The sequence below is a fragment of the Streptococcus mitis genome, from assembly GCF_023109235.1.
GTDB lineage: Bacteria > Bacillota > Bacilli > Lactobacillales > Streptococcaceae > Streptococcus > Streptococcus mitis_DA.
This window is the reverse complement of sequence record NZ_JALDUC010000009.1, coordinates 78,992-95,999: the sequence shown is the minus strand read 5'-3', so window position 1 is coordinate 95,999 and position 17,008 is coordinate 78,992. Positions and strand designations below refer to the sequence as shown.

Below are 17,008 nucleotides of genomic sequence, written 5' to 3'. Positions count from 1 at the left end.
ACACAGAAGTTAAGCCCTAGAACGCCGGAAGTAGTTGGGGGTTGCCCCCTGTGAGATATGGAAGTCGCTTAGCTCTAATCCGCCATAGCTCAGTTGGTAGTAGCGCATGACTGTTAATCATGATGTCGTAGGTTCGAGTCCTACTGGCGGAGTAGTTAAGAAAAAAGAGGTTTAGGCCTCTTTTTTTTATAATTAATAATCTATTTAGTGTTATTTGGTGTTAGATATTTTTGCTGAGTAAAGTTTCAGAGCCCTCCGTTTTCGATCAAGGAGATCTTTTTAGTACTTTAATTGAGGGTAGCGAAGAGGCTAAACGTTGCGGACTGTAAATATGATCCTTCGAGGGGTTCGCATCCTTCCGCTTCCATTATCTTAGTTTTTGAAATTTAGGTAGTATATTTGTTCCTATTCTGTCAACTTTTCCTATTTGTTATCTTTTTGAGGTTGGTATTTGAGCAATTCAGGATTTTATAATAACTGTTTATAATTTTTTGTTAGAATAAGGTCATAAAAAGAAAAGGAGTATATATTTATGCTACAAAGTATTTATGATCAGATGATGGATTTTTATAGAAATATTGAAGAAGAGTATGGTATGTTCTTGGGTGATAATTTTGATTGGGAACATGTTCATTTTAAGTTTTTGATTTATTATCTTGTCCGATATCGTATTGTGAGTCATCGGGATTTTATTGTTTACCATTATCGTGTTGCTTATCGTTTGTATCTTGAAAAATTGATAATGAAACAGGGTTTTGTTGCTTGATGAGACAGTATGAGTTAATTTCCGAACAACTTTTACTTTTTGTGGAAAAATAATGATAAATAGCCGGAATTTTTTCTAAAACATTTTTTAATAGTTGGAAATAGCAAATCTTTCTATTGTTTCTTCTTGATAAAAAGGCGATTTTTTCTTATAATAAATTGTAAGATATAATTGCAGGTGAGAGTCCTGCCATGTATGTGAGAAAGGAAGAGCCTGAGGGCTCAGACAAGATTATGACTTCAGTTGTTGTTGTAGGTACCCAATGGGGTGATGAAGGTAAAGGGAAGATTACAGACTTCCTTTCAGCGAATGCAGAAGTGATTGCGCGTTACCAAGGTGGTGATAATGCAGGTCACACGATTGTGATTGATGGCAAGAAGTTTAAATTGCACTTGATTCCATCTGGGATTTTCTTCCCTGAAAAAATCTCTGTTATTGGGAATGGTATGGTTGTAAATCCTAAATCTCTTGTGAAAGAGTTGAGCTATCTTCATGAGGAAGGTGTTACAACTGATAACTTGCGTATTTCTGATCGTGCGCATGTTATTTTGCCTTATCATATCGAGTTGGATCGCTTGCAAGAAGAAGCTAAGGGCGACAATAAGATTGGTACTACAATTAAGGGAATTGGTCCAGCTTATATGGACAAGGCTGCTCGTGTTGGGATTCGTATCGCCGATCTTTTAGATAAAGATATTTTCCGTGAGCGCTTAGAACGTAACCTTGCTGAAAAGAATCGTCTTTTTGAAAAATTGTATGACAATAAAGCGATTTCTTTCGATGATATTTTTGAAGAATATTACGAATATGGTCAACAAATCAAGAAATATGTGACAGATACATCTGTTATTTTGAATGATGCGCTTGATAACGGTAAACGTGTGCTTTTTGAAGGTGCACAAGGTGTTATGCTAGATATCGACCAAGGTACGTATCCATTTGTTACGTCATCAAACCCTGTAGCTGGTGGTGTTACGATTGGTTCTGGTGTTGGTCCGAGTAAGATTGACAAGGTTGTTGGTGTATGTAAAGCCTATACGAGTCGTGTTGGAGACGGTCCTTTCCCAACTGAGTTGTTTGATGAAGTGGGAGAACGTATCCGTGAAGTCGGTCATGAATATGGTACAACAACTGGTCGTCCACGTCGTGTGGGATGGTTTGATTCAGTTGTGATGCGCCATAGCCGTCGCGTTTCTGGTATTACTAACCTTTCATTGAACTCTATCGATGTTTTGAGTGGTTTAGATACAGTGAAAATCTGTGTGGCCTATGATCTTGATGGCCAACGTATTGATTACTATCCAGCTAGTCTTGAGCAATTGAAACGTTGCAAGCCTATCTATGAAGAGTTGCCAGGTTGGTCAGAAGATATTACCGGAGTTCGTAATTTGGAAGATCTTCCTGAGAATGCGCGTAACTATGTTCGTCGTGTGAGTGAATTGGTTGGCGTTCGTATTTCTACTTTCTCAGTAGGTCCTGGTCGTGAACAAACAAATATTTTAGAAAGTGTTTGGTCCTAAGAGATTTTTAAGATTTGTTTAAGATAGTTCGGATATACTATAGACAGTTACAAGAAGACCTCCTAACTTGTTGTAACAAATATCCTAAACTTTTCTTTTTCATAATAATCTCCCTATAAAGTCACCGCATTTGGTGGCTTTTTTTGTCTTGGAAATCATGATATAATAATAAAATCGATAAGTAGGAAAAGGGAAATTGATGAATTATACAGTTGAAGAAAAAGAAGTCTTTATGAGGGAGGCTTTGAGAGAGGCTGAGATTGCTCTTGAACACGATGAAATTCCAATTGGTTGTGTGATTGTCAAGGACGGAGAAATCATTGGTCGCGGGCATAATGCGCGTGAGGAACTGCAACGAGCGGTTATGCATGCGGAGATTATGGCCATAGAGAATGCGAACCTGAGTGAGGAGAGCTGGCGCTTGCTGGATTGCACGCTTTTTGTGACCATTGAGCCTTGTGTCATGTGTAGTGGGGCGATTGGACTCGCCCGTATTCCAAACGTGGTCTATGGGGCTAAAAACCAGAAATTTGGCGCTGCTGGGAGTTTGTACGATATCTTGACAGATGAGCGTCTCAATCATCGTGTGGAGGTTGAAACAGGAATTTTGGAAGATGAATGCGCAGCTATTATGCAGGATTTTTTTAGAAATAGACGGAAAAAATAATTTTGCTTTTAAAATGAACAGGAATGTGATATAATAAATAGTGGAGCAACAGTTCTGCGTGAAGCGGGTCAGGGGAGGAATCCAGCAGCCCTAAGCGATTTGAATTGTGTGCTCTTTTTTTCGTGCTTTTTCCGAATAAATAAGATAGAATAATCTAGAATAAATGATAATAGAAAAGAGAAAATGATGAAAATTCGTGGTTTTGAATTGGTTTCTAGTTTTACAGATGAAAATTTATTGCCCAAACGTGAGACAGCGCATGCGGCTGGTTACGACTTAAAGGTTGCTGTGCGCACAGTTATCGCTCCAGGAGAGATTGTCTTGGTTCCGACAGGGGTTAAGGCTTATATGCAGCCGACTGAGGTACTCTACCTCTATGATCGTTCTTCAAATCCTCGTAAGAAGGGCTTGGTTTTAATTAATTCAGTTGGGGTTATTGATGGGGATTATTATGGAAATCCTGGGAATGAAGGACATATTTTTGCGCAGATGAAGAATATAACAGATCAAGAGGTTGTTCTTGAAGTTGGGGAACGTGTGGTTCAGGCTGTCTTTGCTCCTTTCTTAATCGCAGATGGAGATGCGGCTGATGGCATTCGAACTGGTGGATTTGGATCGACAGGGCACTAAAATGAAGATTATCTTTGTACGTCATGGGGAGCCAGATTATTGTGAGTTAGAGGAACATTCTTATACGGGATTTGGGATAGATTTGGCACCCTTGTCTGAGAAGGGACGGCAACAAGCCCAGAAACTGAGCAAAAATCCCTTGCTTCCTTCAGCTGAAATAATCGTATCTTCTGCAGTCACAAGAGCTTTAGAAACGGCTTCTTATGTTGTTCGTACTACGGGTCTTCCTTTAAGAGTGGAGCCTTTATTACATGAATGGCAGGTCTATGAAACAGGAATAGAAAACTATGAAACAGCTAGAAGCCTGTTTTTAGAAAACAAGGGGGAGTTGCTTCCTAATAGTCCTATTCAATATGAGACGGCTACGGAAATGAAATCGCGGTTTATAGAATGTATGGCTAAGTATCGAGTTTATCAGACCGTGATAGTGGTAACTCACAATATGCTTATGCGCCAGTTTGTGCCAAATGAGAAGATTGATTTTTGCCAAGTGATTGAGTGTGAGTTAGAGATATAGAAAGAGGTTTATCATCGCAAAGAAAAAAGCGACATTTGTATGTCAAAATTGTGGGTATAATTCCCCTAAATATCTGGGACGTTGCCCCAACTGTGGGTCTTGGTCTTCTTTTGTAGAAGAGGTTGAGGTTGCCGAGGTCAAGAATGCGCGTGTGTCCTTGACAGGTGAGAAAACCAAGCCCATGAAACTGGCTGAGGTGACTTCAATCAACGTCAATCGAACCAAGACGGAGATGGAGGAATTCAACCGTGTACTTGGGGGAGGAGTGGTACCAGGAAGTCTCGTCCTCATCGGTGGGGATCCTGGGATTGGGAAATCTACCCTTCTCCTACAAGTCTCAACCCAGCTGTCTCAAGTGGGGACTGTTCTCTACGTTAGTGGGGAGGAGTCTGCCCAGCAGATTAAACTACGGGCAGAGCGCTTGGGTGATATCGATAGTGAGTTTTATCTTTATGCAGAGACCAATATGCAGAGCGTACGAGCAGAAGTGGAACGTATCCAGCCTGATTTTCTCATCATCGACTCTATTCAGACAATTATGTCTCCTGAGATTTCAGGGGTGCAAGGGTCTGTTTCTCAAGTGCGTGAGGTGACAGCAGAACTTATGCAACTGGCTAAGACTAATAATATTGCCATCTTTATCGTAGGTCATGTGACCAAGGAAGGAACCTTGGCTGGTCCTCGTATGCTAGAGCATATGGTGGATACGGTGCTTTATTTTGAAGGGGAGCGTCACCATACCTTTCGTATTTTGAGAGCGGTCAAAAACCGTTTTGGTTCTACTAATGAGATTGGGATTTTTGAGATGCAGTCAGGTGGCTTGGTTGAGGTTCTCAATCCGAGTCAAGTTTTTCTAGAGGAGCGTTTGGATGGGGCGACTGGTTCGTCAATCGTTGTGACCATGGAAGGGACGCGTCCGATTTTGGCGGAGGTTCAGGCTTTGGTTACACCGACTATGTTTGGAAATGCCAAGCGTACGACGACAGGGCTTGATTTTAACCGTGCTAGCTTGATTATGGCTGTTTTGGAAAAGCGGGCAGGGCTTCTCTTGCAAAATCAAGATGCTTATCTTAAATCTGCTGGCGGTGTCAAATTGGATGAACCTGCCATTGACTTAGCGGTTGCAGTTGCCATTGCTTCGAGTTATAAAGACAAGCCAACTAATCCTCAGGAATGTTTTGTTGGAGAACTGGGCTTGACGGGAGAGATTCGCCGTGTCAATCGTATCGAGCAGCGCATTAATGAAGCTGCTAAACTTGGATTTACAAAAATCTATGTACCTAATAATTCCTTGACAGGAATCACTCCGCCTAAGGAAATTCAGGTCATTGGGGTGACAACGATTCAGGAAGTTTTGAAAAAGGTCTTTGCATAATCCGTGACAAATCCTCTTAAAAATGATAAGATAGGAGAAATATTTGACTATCAAATTTTCGAGGAGGGAATCGTGTCGTATTTTGAACAGTTTATGCAAGCCAATCAGGCTTATGTTGCCCTACATGGGCAGTTAAATCTGCCACTTAAACCCAAAACAAGAGTGGCTATTGTGACCTGTATGGACTCTCGTCTGCACGTTGCGCAAGCTTTGGGATTGGCACTTGGGGATGCTCATATCTTGCGGAATGCAGGTGGTCGAGTGACTGAGGACATGATTCGTTCGCTAGTTATTTCCCAGCAACAAATGGGGACAAGAGAGATTGTGGTGTTACACCATACAGACTGTGGTGCTCAGACCTTTGAAAATGGACCTTTTCAGGAGTATTTAAAAGAGGAACTAGGTGTCGATGTGTCAGATCAGGACTTTTTGCCCTTCCAAGATATAGAGGAGAGTGTACGTGAGGACATGCAACTCCTTATCGATTCGCCCCTAATACCAGATGATGTCATTATCTCTGGTGCTATTTACGATGTGGATACAGGAAGTATGACAGTCGTAGAATTGTAAAAAATTCATTTAGAAAGAAAGTGTATGAAGAAAAACAGCATTTTATTTATTTTTATTTTATTGCTATGTATTGGTTTACAGTATGAAACCATCTACTATACGGACGGTTCGATGTCAGGTGCGGAATATGGACTGATGGGAGTTTCTATCTTTCTAGCTCTCTTTTACATGATTCCGGCTCTTTATTTCCTTTTCCGTATTGGGAAAAAATGGGAATTGCCAAAGAACTCCTTGATCTTGTCTTTATTGGGAGGAATGTTCCTTTCAGGCTGGTTGTCTAGCTTTGCGAATACCTATATCCATGATTTGCTGGGCGTTCTTTTCCCAGATAGTACATTTTTAAATGCCTTTGAAAGTGCGATTGTGGCTCCTTTGGTAGAAGAACCCTTGAAATTGTTGCCTCTTATCTTTGTTTTAGCTTTGATTCCTGTGCGAAAATTAAAATCTTTGTTTTTACTGGGGATTGCTTCTGGTTTGGGATTCCAAATGATTGAGGATATTGGTTACATTCGTACGGATTTGCCAGAGGGTTTTGACTTTACTATTTCGAGAATTTTAGAGCGTATCATCTCAGGAATTGCCTCTCACTGGACTTTTTCAGGTCTAGCTGTAGTAGGTGTTTACTTGCTTTACAGAGCCTATAAAGGGCAGAAGGATGGCAAGAAACAGGGGCTTCTTTTCCTAGGTTTGGCCTTGGGAACTCACTTCTTGTTTAACTCTCCTTTTGTTGAGTTGGAGACAGAGTTACCTTTAGCGATTCCATTGGTTACGGCTATTACTCTTTATGGTTTTTATCAGGCTTATCGCTTTGTTGAGAAGCATGATGAGCTGATGAACTAGAATATTTTTTAAAAGAATGATGCAAGGGTACAAATATGCTGCCCTTCTTTTATTTTTGATTGAAAAATAGTGCAAAAAACGCTACAATGGTAGATGGAAAAATCTTGTGAAAAGCACAAGCGATACATATATACCGGAGGAAATCATGTCTTTTTCTGATTTAAAGCTGTTTGCCCTTTCTTCAAATAAAGAATTGGCAGAACGTGTGGCGCAGGAGATTGGGATAGAGTTGGGGAAATCAAGTGTTCGCCAATTTTCAGATGGAGAGATTCAGGTCAACATCGAAGAATCAATCCGTGGAAAACACGTCTTTATCCTACAATCAACTAGTTCGCCTGTAAATGACAATCTGCTTGAAATTTTGATTATGGTAGATGCTTTGAAGCGTGCGAGTGCAGAATCTGTCAATGTTGTCATGCCTTACTATGGGTATGCACGTCAGGATAGAAAGGCGAGAGCGCGTGAGCCAATCACTTCAAAACTTGTCGCAAATATGCTTGAAGTAGCTGGAGTGGATCGTTTATTGACCATCGACTTGCATGCTGCGCAGATTCAAGGATTCTTTGATATTCCTGTGGATCACTTGATGGGAGCTCCTCTGATTGCGGATTATTTTGAGCGTCGTGGCATGGTTGGTTCTGACTATGTGGTTGTCAGCCCAGACCATGGAGGGGTGACTCGTGCCCGTAAGTTGGCAGAATTTTTGAAAACATCTATCGCTATCATTGACAAACGTCGTAGTGTTGATAAGATGAATACCAGTGAAGTCATGAATATCATCGGTAAGGTCGAAGGCAAGACTTGTATCTTGATTGATGATATGATTGATACGGCTGGAACGATTTGTCACGCTGCGGATGCCCTTGCAGAAGCTGGTGCTGTTGAAGTCTATGCGAGCTGTACACACCCAGTTCTTTCTGGTCCTGCTATGGACAATATCCAAAAATCAGCTATTAAGAAATTGGTTGTTTTGGATACTATCTACCTGCCAGAAGAGCGTTTGATTGATAAGATTGAGCAGATTTCAATCGCTCATCTCCTAGGGGATGCTATTGTACGTATCCATGAAAAACGCCCACTTTCTCCACTTTTCAGTATTGAGAAAAAGATTTAATGACCAAGCCTGAGATGATTCTCAGGTTTTTTTCATTTCTTTTCCGAATAAATAGATAGAGTCAGTGAATCTAGTAAAACTAGATTTAATACTCTTCGAAAATCAAATTCAAACCACGTCAACGTCGCCTTGCCGTACTCAAGTACAGCCTGCGGCTAGTTTCCTAGTTTGCTCTTTGATTTTCATTGAGTATAAGACTATGGTATAATAAAAGGAGGAAAAGGATGATTTTAAGACATCCGGGCATCAGCCCTACCAATGATTTGGTTGCTAAGAAAATCTTTAGCAATCCAGAAATCACTTGTCAATTTATCCGTGATATGCTGGACTTGCCAGCAAAAAATGTGACCATTTTGGAGGGAAGCAATATTCATGTCTTGCCTTCCCTGCCGTACTCGGCGCAGGATTTCTATACCAGTATAGACGTTTTAGCGGAGTTAGACAACGGCACCCAGGTTATTATCGAAATACAAGTCCATCATCAGAATTTTTTCATCAATCGCCTGTGGGCTTATTTGTGCAGTCAGGTCAATCAAAACCTAGAAAAAATTCGCCAGCAAGAAGGAAATACTCACCAGAGTTACAAACACATCGCACCGGTATATGCTATCGCAATTGTGGATAGTAATTACTTCCAAGATGATTTAGCATTTCACAGTTTTAGTATGCGCGAAGACACGACAGGTGAAGCCTTAACCATCACTAATAACGGACAAGAAAACCATCTAGTCAAGATGGCGTTCTTGGAATTAAAAAAATACAGAGAAACCAGCAAAGACGAGGTTCGCAAGCCGTGGTTGGAGTTTTTCGGGAACAAACCCTTTACCCAACAACCCGAGCGAGCTATCAGCCAGGCAGATCAACTGCTGGACTACAAGAGCTGGTCCGAGGAGGACAGGAAAATGTTTAGTCAACTACGTATGCGCGAAGAACAAGCCTTGTTAGCGCAGGACTATGCCTTGGAACAAGCTGAAGAAAAGGGCTTAGAACGTGGTCGAGCTGAGGGTCTTGAACAAGGTTTAGAGCGTGGTATTGAACAGGGACTGGAGCGTGGACTTGAACGTGGGAAACTTTTTGCCTTCCTGGATATGGTCCACCAAGGTCTTTTGACATCTGAGGTTGCCAGCCAGCAGCTGGGTATGTCAGTAGCTGAATTTGAAGCACTCTTGTAAGACCATAGTAAATAAGACCTAAAAATACAGAGAAACCAGCAAAGACGAGGTTCGCAAGCCGTGGTTGGAGTTTTTTGGGAATAAACCCTTTACCCAACAACCCGAGCGAGCCATCAGCCAAGCAGATCAACTGCTGGACTACAAGAGCTGGTCCGAGGAGGACAGGAAAATGTTTAGCCAACTACGTATGCGAGAAGAACAAGCCTTGTTAGCACAGGACTATGCCTTGGAACAAGCTGAAGAAAAAGGCTTGGAACGTGGTCGAGCAGAGGGGCTGGAACGTGGGAAAGCTGAAGGTAGTTTCTTGATGTTAGCAAATCTAGTCCGTCAAGGTCTTCTGACCTCTGAGGTAGCTAGCCAGCAATTAGGCATGACCGTTGCTGAGTTTGAGGCTTTACTGTGAGTTCGATCTTTCATCTAATAGTAGGAAGTTGATGAAATGGCAAGTGTTATCCAAATACTTGCCGTTTTTACTTGACTTTTACAAGGGTTTGTAAGATAATACCAGAGAAGTAAGTTTTGTCTAACCATCTATATGGTTTAGATATAAAAGATATCATCTGAGGGATGAGTATTTGCGAAATGTCAACTTGGAGACTAGAGTATTTCAGGGGGAATTTTTTCGTGAGTTAGTTTTCTTCTCCTTTTTTCGAAGAAATAGGTAAAAAGTTTAAAAAAACATAAGAAAACTCTTGACAAATCCTGCAAATATTTATATACTGTATGGTAGTAAGATAGTCTTACGAAAAATAATATAATGAAAAATAAAGGAGATAAAACGATGAAAAAAGTTTTATTGACAAGCGCAGCAGCACTTGCTGTATTTACAGTTGCACCTGTTTTTGCAAATGGTGAAAACCCAGCTTCAACTAACCAATTGCTTCAAAAGAAATATATTTCTGAACGTGATATTGCTGAAGAAGCTAACCGTCAAGTAGCAGCGCATGATGGTGAAATCCGTGTTGAAGCAGAACGTCAATTTGCTCAACAAGGTGGTCAAACAGTTAAAGCAGCAGAAGAAGCATTGAAAGCATTCTTGGACTCAGGATATTATGGTCATGATTTTTCAGACAAGAAAGCAGCATTAGAAGCAAACATTGCCGCAGCAAAATCAAACCAAAAATTTGAAGATATCTACAACACAGTGAAAAGTCGCTATGCTGCAAAATTGCAAGAACAATATCGTAAAAGTGCAAAAGATGCAGGTAAATACTTTGCTAATGGAGTAGAAGATAATAAACCAAACAATACTCGCATCAATGAAGACCAAGCTAACCAAGGTACTAAAGCTAACCAAGCTTCTACAGGATGGGTTAAAGATGCTAAAGGTCAATGGAGCTATGTTCTTGATGAAAAAGGAACAAAAGCTACTAGCTGGAAACAAATTGATGGTAAATGGTACTTCTTTAACGCTGAAGGCGTAATGCAAAAATGGTGGGTTAAAGATGGTAACACTTGGTACTACCTAAACGGTTCAGGTGAAATGCAAACAGGTTGGTTGCTTGACGGTGGTAAATGGTACTTCCTTGAAGCATCAGGTGCTATGAAAGCTAGCCAATGGTTCCAAGTAAAAGACAAATGGTACCACGTTGACGGTTCAGGTGCATTGTCAGTAAACACTACTGTAGATGGTTACACTGTAAACGGAAACGGTGAATGGGTTTAATTTTAAATAATTGAATCATAACAGGAGAGAAATCTCCTGTTTTTTTTGATTTAACAATGGTAGTGGGGTGAGTTTTGTTTATATGACTGGATGGCAAAAAAATGATTGTAAGACCTACTACCTTGAAACGGATGGCTTCAAACAGTTGGGATTGGTAAAAGTTGCTGATAAAACTTATTACTTCGTTGAAAATGGTAAGAAGAAAACTAGATTTATCAAAACAGAAGAAAAAACTTACTATCTAAAAGATGGTATTCTGACACCCAATATTGCTGTGATTGATGGTAAAAAATTCTTTATTGATAATGAAGGGAACCGATCAGTTGGATGGAAGAAAATTGACGGTAACTGGTATTATTTCTCTAAAGAAGATGGAATGAAGACAGGTTGGATTAAAGATGGTTCATGGTATTACTTGGATGAAACTGGTGTGATGAGAACTGGTTGGAAACAAGTTGATGGTAATTGGTATTATTTAAACGATTTAGGTGCCATGCAAACTGGCTGGAAACTTATAAATGGTAGTTGGTACCATCTCGACAGTTTAGGTAAAATGAGTACTAGATGGATAAAAGAAAATGGTACCTGGTATTATCTTGATGGTTCAGGTGCCATGCAGACAGGTTGGAAATTTGTAGATGGTAAGTGGTATTATCTCAATAATTCAGGTGCTATGAAAACTGGCTGGTTGAACCAAAGTGGTACATGGTATTATCTAGATGGCTCAGGCGCTATGAAGACTGGTTGGTTCCAAGTGGATGGCAAATGGTACTATGCTTATAGTTCAGGAGCTCTTGCTGTCAGCACTACAATCAATGGTTACACAGTAAATGCCAACGGTGAGTGGGTTTAAAAGTGTAAAATTTACCATAGAAAATGTAAATAATGAAAAGAAAACAAAAAGAAAGCTTATAAAATAGGCTTTCTTTTTCTGTTATGGGAGGTTTGTTTGAAAATCAACATAATTATATAAATGTAAAGATAAAATAACCTATCACTTGATTATATTTTTAGAAAGAGTTATAATAAACCCAAATATAATTCTAAAAAAGGGGTTTCACAAATGGATAAAAAGAAAATGATTTTAACTAGCTTGGCTAGTGTGGCTGTATTGGGAGCAGCATTTGCAGCATCTCAACCATCAGTCGTGAAAGCTGATGATTCTTCCAATGCAACTACTGCTTCAGCTCAACCAGCTGGCACAACTGATACATCAGCAACTAATTCAAATAGCACAACTAACCCTGCTGGAAATTCTGAGACAACAGAGCAACCAGCGGCTACTCAGCCAGCAGAAACTGGAGCTACTGACACTTCTAAATCAGAAGTTACAAGTCCAGAGATTAAACAAGCTGAAGCTGACGCTAAAAAAGCTGAAGGAAAGGTTACTGAAGCTCAAGCTAAAGTAGATACAACGACTGCAGCAGCTAACGAAGCTAACACTAAACTAGAAACTGAGAAAAAAGAAGCTGATGATGCTAAAGTTGCAAAAACTGAAGCTGAAAAAGCTAAAACTGCAGCTGACGAAGAATTAGCTAAAGCTAAAGAAAAAGCTACTGAAGCTGACGCTAAAGCTAAAGAAGAAGCGAAGAAAGAAGAAGACGCTAAAAAAGAAGAAGCAGATTCTAAAGAAGCTCTAACTGAGGCTTTAAAACAATTACCTGATGATAACGAATTACTTGACAAAAAAGCAAAAGAGGAATTGTTGAAGGCTGTTGAATCTGGTGATTTAAAAGCTGGGGATATTCTTAAAGAATTAGAAAACGACGATAAAACATCTCAAGCTAATGCTCAAGCAACTCCAGCTGAAGCTAAATCAGAAGCTGAATTACCAGCAGACATTAAGGCTGGAATCGACAAAGCTGAAAAAGCAGATGCTGCTCGTCCTGCATCTGAAAAATTACAAGACAAAGCTGATGACTTAGGTGAAAAAGTTGATACGCTTAAAGAAGAAGCGGATGCATTAAAAGCTGAAGAAGATAAAAAAGCTGAAACTCTTAAAAAACAAGAAGATACATTAAAAGAAGCTAAAGAAGCTCTTAAATCTGCTAAAGATAATGGATTTGGTGAAGATATTACAGCACCACTAGAAAAAGCTGTAACTGCGATTGAAAAAGAGCGTGATGCTGCACAAAATGCATTTGATCAAGCTGCTTCAGATACTCAAGCTGTTGCTGATGAGCTAAACAAACTTACTGATGAGTACAACAAAGCTCTTGATGAAGTAAAAGCTGCTAAAGAAAAAGAGGCCAACGAGCCAGCTAAACCAGTAGAAGAAGAACCAGCTAAACCAGCAGAAAAAACAGAAGCTGAAAAAGCTGCTGAAGCTAAAGCAGAAGCCGATGCTAAAGTTGCTGAATTGCAGAAAAAAGCAGACGAAGCTAAAACAAAAGCAGATGAAGCTACAGCTAAAGCAGAAAAAGAAGCTGCTGATGTAAAAGCTGCACAAACTAAAAAAGAAGAAGCAGACAAAGCTAAAACTGAAGCAGAAACTGAATTAGCTACAGCTAAAGCAGAAGCTGAAAAAGCAAAAGCAAAAGTTGAAGAACTTAAAAAAGAAGAAGCTGAAACTAGAACTGCTCTTAAAGATGCATTAGATCAATTAGAAAAAGATATCGATGCTGATGCTAAGATTACAAATAAAGAAGAAGCTAAAAAAGCATTAGGTAAAGAAGATATTTTAGCTGCAGTTGAAAAAGGCGACTTAACTGCAGGAGATGTTCTTAAAGAATTAAAAGATCAAAATGAGACTGCTGAAGCTAACAAAAATCAAGATCCACTAGCAGACGAAATTGGCGCTACAAAACAAGAAGGAAAACCTCTTGCTGAACTTCCTACTGCTGATAAAGAAAAATTAGACGCTGCTTACAACAAAGAAGCTTCTAAACCAATCGTTAAAAAACTTCAAGATATCGCTGATGATATAGCTGAAAAAATCGAAAAATTAACTAAGGTAGCTGACAAAGATAAAGCTGATGCTACTGAAAAAGCTAAAGCAGTAGAAGAAAAAAATGCTGCATTAGATAAACAAAACGAAACTTTAGAAAAAGCTAAAGTTGCTCTTGCAACAGCTAAGAAAAACAATGCTGAACAATCTATCCAAGATGGATTACAAGATGCTGTAACTAGATTAGAAGCTGCTGTTGCTTCTGCTAAAACTACTGCTGATGAAGCTCAAGCTAAATTCGACGAAGTTAACGAAGTAGTGAAAGCTTACAAAGATGCAATCGATGAACTAACTGACGATTACAATGCAACTTTAGGTTATATCGAAAACTTAAAAGAAGTTCCTAAAGGTGAAGCACCAAAAGACTTCGCAGGTGGAGTAAATGATGATGAAGCAACTACTGAGCCTGCTAAGGAAGCGGATGAGGTTCCAACGGTTCCTAATGCTCCAGAATTCAATGGTGGTGTAAATGATGACAATGCTCCTACCCAACCTAATAATCCAGAATTCAACGGCGGAGTAAATGATACAACACCTTCAACTGAACCTAATAAACCAGAGGGAGAAGCTCCAAAACCATCTAAACCTGAAACTTCTAACGGAGATGCTCTTGTGCAACCTGAACTTCCTGAGTTCACTGGTGGTGTTAACGATGCTGACGCTGCTGTTAACGAAGTTCCTGAATTCAACGGTGGAGTGAATGATACAACACCTCCAACTCCTGCAAAACCTGAAGGAGAAGCTCCAAAACCAACTAAACCAGAAGCTTCAAACGGAGATGCACTTGTACAACCAGAACTTCCAGCATTCAAAGGCGGAGTTAACGCTGTTGAAGCTGCTGTTAATGAAGTTCCAGAGTTTGGTGTTAATAACCCTGAAATCAAAAAAATCTTAGACGAAATCTCTAAAGTAAAAGAGCAAATCAAAGACAGCGAAGAAAATGAAGGTGTTGAAGATTATTATAAAGATGGATTAAAAGATCGTCTAGCTGATTTAGAAGATGCCTTAAATACTTTAATTAATAATAAAGCTGAGGTTCTATCTGGAAGTAATGATACAGAAGACTTAAAAGTCACACGCTATGTTGATATTGTTACTAACGCTGATATTTTGAATGCTGAAGAAGGTCATTTCAAAGGTAAATCAATTGCAGGTTATACTTTTGTGAAATCTGAAGAAAAAGATGGTATTATTACTAACTATTACAAAAAAGTAACTAATCACTATTCTACTCCAAATTCAGATTCAAGACTAACACCAACTCCTGGAAATCCTGTTCCAAATGAATCACAAGCTCAACAAGCTCCAACGCCAGCTACTCCAGCAACTGAAGCTCCAACACCAGCTCCAGCTGAAACCCCAGCAACTCCTGCGGTTACTACAACTGTAGCAGGTACTAATAAAGATAATACATATCAAGCTCCAGCTGCGAAAGTAGAAGATAAGAAAGAACTTCCTAACACTGGTGGTAAAGATAATGTTGCAGTTGCATCATTAGGATTCCTTGGATTACTCCTTGGTGCCCTTCCATTTGTGAAACGCAAAAACTAATTAGTTGAAGATATAAAAGAGAAGGATTTATGACCTTCTCTTTTTGTGATGTGGACTATAGTGAGAGTTCTGTTGAAAAGAAGAAAAAAGTGAACAAAACGATGTTTCAGTTTTGTTCACTTTTATGTTGTTCTATAAACTTAGTCTCTATAATATTTGTAGTGGGTAAATCCCCATGGATATTATGGAGCCTATTTTGTTGTAGAAAAAAAGTTCCATAAGATCCATAATGAAAAGCGACCAAACAACTCATTAGAAAAATTCATATGGAACAATTACATTTTATCACAAAATTACTAGACATTAAAGACCCTAATATCCAAATTATAGATATCATCAATAGGGATTCCCACAAAGAAATCATTGCTAAACTGGATTATGAGGCTCCACTTTGCCCTAACTGTGGAATCCAAATGAAGAAATATGACTTTCAAAAACCGTCTAAGATTCCTTACCTTGAAACGACTGGTATGTCTACTAGAAATCTACTTAAAAAGCGTCGTTTCAAGTGCTATCAGTGCTTGAAAATGATGGTCGCTGAGACTCCTCTAGTAAAGAAAAATCATCAAATTTCTCGTGTCGTAAACCCAAAGAAGCTCTTGTAGTCTAGCAGTTGGTCTGCTTGACTGATGGCTCGCTCAGGTTGCTGGGTAAAGGGTTTGTTCCCGAAAAACTCCAACCATGGTTTACGAACCTCGTCTTTGCTGGTTTCTCTGTATTTTTTTTAATCTTATTTACAATGGTCTTTCAATAGTTCTTCAAACTCAGCGACCGTCATGCCTAATTGCTGGCTGGCAACCTCAGCGGTTAAAAGATGCTGGCGAACGAGATTTACTAATCCTTTTTTCAGTCCTTTTTCTTCAGCTTGTTCCAAGGAATAGTCCTGTGCTAACAAGGCTTGTTCTTCTCTCATACGTAGTTGACTAAACATTTTCCTGTCCTCCTCAGACCAGCTCTTATAGTCCAGCAGTTGATCTGCCTGGCTGATGGCTCGCTCGGGTTGTTGAGTAAAGGGTTTATTCCCGAAAAACTCCAACCACGGTTTGCGAACCTTATCTTTGCTGGTTTCTCTGTATTTTTTTAGTTCCAAGAATGCCATCTTGACTAGATGGTTTTCCTGTCCATTGTTTGCAAGTGTTAAAACCTCACCTGTCGTATCCTCGCGCATACTAAAACTATGAAAAGCCAAATCATCTGAGAAATAATTGCTGTCCACAATTGCGATAGCATAAACGGGTGCGATGTGTTTGTAGCTCTGGTGAGTATTTCCTTCTTGCTGGCGAATTTTTTCTAGATTTTGATTGACCTGACTGCACAAGTAAGCCCACAGGCGATTGATGAAAAAATTCTGATGATGCACCTGAATCTCAATGATAACTTGGGTGCCATTGTCCAACTCCGCTAAGACGTCTATACTGGTATAGAAATCTTGCGCTGAATAAGGCATGGAAGGCAAGACGTGAATGTTACTTCCCTCTAAAATAGTCACATTTTTGGCTGGTAAATCCAGCATATCACGAATAAATTGACAAGTGATTTCTGGATTGCTAAAGATTTTCTTAGCAACTAAGTCATTGGTTGGGCTGATGCCCGGATGACGTACTGTCATACTTTCTCTCCTTTCATTATAGCACATTTTTAAATCTAGGTTTATTAGATTCTCTGGCTCTATC

The 17,008-nt window shown here is 39.6% G+C and carries 13 protein-coding genes, 1 tRNA gene, 1 other RNA gene and 3 pseudogenes; 17 read left to right on the top strand and 1 reads right to left on the bottom strand.

What is annotated here, in order from left to right; translation table 11 throughout:
• The first annotated feature begins 78 nt into the window (after positions 1-78).
• From M1F55_RS06905 to M1F55_RS06825, 17 genes and pseudogenes are all read left to right on the top strand, one after another.
• A tRNA-Asn gene (locus tag M1F55_RS06905) sits at positions 79-152 on the top strand.
• A 380-nt stretch (positions 153-532) separates the two neighbouring features.
• Positions 533-766 (top strand): sigma(X)-activator ComW, encoded by a 234-nt coding sequence (gene comW, locus M1F55_RS06900; protein WP_000941923.1) that lies wholly within the window; start codon positions 533-535, stop codon positions 764-766.
• A gap of 233 nt (positions 767-999) precedes the next feature.
• The gene (locus tag M1F55_RS06895; RefSeq protein ID WP_247947556.1) at positions 1,000-2,286 is read left to right on the top strand and encodes an adenylosuccinate synthase; all 1,287 of its coding nucleotides are present in this window, start codon (positions 1,000-1,002) and stop codon (positions 2,284-2,286) included.
• Between the two features lie 199 nt (positions 2,287-2,485).
• Positions 2,486-2,953: a tRNA adenosine(34) deaminase TadA gene (tadA, locus tag M1F55_RS06890; protein WP_001110112.1), complete on the top strand. Its 468-nt coding sequence runs from the start codon at positions 2,486-2,488 to the stop codon at positions 2,951-2,953.
• A gap of 32 nt (positions 2,954-2,985) precedes the next feature.
• An RNA gene (gene ffs, locus M1F55_RS06885) (signal recognition particle sRNA small type) lies at positions 2,986-3,083 on the top strand.
• Between the two features lie 56 nt (positions 3,084-3,139).
• Positions 3,140-3,583, top strand: a complete 444-nt coding sequence (locus M1F55_RS06880; RefSeq protein ID WP_247947554.1) for a dUTP diphosphatase — start codon at positions 3,140-3,142, stop codon at positions 3,581-3,583.
• 1 nt (position 3,584) lies between these two features.
• Positions 3,585-4,100 (top strand): histidine phosphatase family protein, encoded by a 516-nt coding sequence (locus tag M1F55_RS06875; protein ID WP_247947555.1) that lies wholly within the window; start codon positions 3,585-3,587, stop codon positions 4,098-4,100.
• A 13-nt stretch (positions 4,101-4,113) separates the two neighbouring features.
• Entirely contained in the window at positions 4,114-5,475 is a 1,362-nt protein-coding gene (gene radA / locus M1F55_RS06870) for a DNA repair protein RadA (protein WP_080976026.1), read from the top strand.
• Positions 5,476-5,547: 72 nt separating this feature from the next.
• On the top strand, positions 5,548-6,045 hold the full coding sequence (locus M1F55_RS06865) for a beta-class carbonic anhydrase (RefSeq protein WP_004240973.1): 498 nt from the start codon (positions 5,548-5,550) through the stop codon (positions 6,043-6,045).
• A 24-nt stretch (positions 6,046-6,069) separates the two neighbouring features.
• Positions 6,070-6,885, top strand: coding sequence for a PrsW family intramembrane metalloprotease (locus tag M1F55_RS06860; protein WP_247947553.1), 816 nt, complete (start codon positions 6,070-6,072; stop codon positions 6,883-6,885).
• 145 nt (positions 6,886-7,030) lie between these two features.
• Positions 7,031-7,999: a ribose-phosphate diphosphokinase gene (locus tag M1F55_RS06855; protein WP_000010158.1), complete on the top strand. Its 969-nt coding sequence runs from the start codon at positions 7,031-7,033 to the stop codon at positions 7,997-7,999.
• A gap of 224 nt (positions 8,000-8,223) precedes the next feature.
• Entirely contained in the window at positions 8,224-9,171 is a 948-nt protein-coding gene (locus M1F55_RS06850) for an Rpn family recombination-promoting nuclease/putative transposase (RefSeq protein WP_247947552.1), read from the top strand.
• A gap of 22 nt (positions 9,172-9,193) precedes the next feature.
• A pseudogene (locus tag M1F55_RS06845) lies at positions 9,194-9,574 on the top strand (Rpn family recombination-promoting nuclease/putative transposase); the annotation flags it as partial.
• 378 nt (positions 9,575-9,952) lie between these two features.
• Positions 9,953-10,837, top strand: a complete 885-nt coding sequence (locus M1F55_RS09065; protein ID WP_345772938.1) for a hypothetical protein — start codon at positions 9,953-9,955, stop codon at positions 10,835-10,837.
• Between the two features lie 82 nt (positions 10,838-10,919).
• Positions 10,920-11,690: pseudogene (locus M1F55_RS06835) on the top strand (PspC family transcriptional regulator); the annotation flags it as partial.
• Positions 11,691-11,900: 210 nt separating this feature from the next.
• Positions 11,901-15,335, top strand: coding sequence for an SIALI-17 repeat-containing surface protein (locus M1F55_RS06830; RefSeq protein WP_247947551.1), 3,435 nt, complete (start codon positions 11,901-11,903; stop codon positions 15,333-15,335).
• Between the two features lie 266 nt (positions 15,336-15,601).
• Positions 15,602-15,928: pseudogene (locus M1F55_RS06825) on the top strand (transposase family protein); the annotation flags it as partial.
• 137 nt (positions 15,929-16,065) lie between these two features.
• Here the strand turns inward: M1F55_RS06825 and M1F55_RS06815 are convergent.
• Positions 16,066-16,944 carry an Rpn family recombination-promoting nuclease/putative transposase gene (locus M1F55_RS06815; RefSeq protein WP_247947550.1) on the bottom strand — a complete coding sequence of 293 codons (879 nt, stop codon included), beginning with the start codon at positions 16,942-16,944 and terminating at the stop codon, positions 16,066-16,068.
• Positions 16,945-17,008 lie beyond the last annotated feature (64 nt).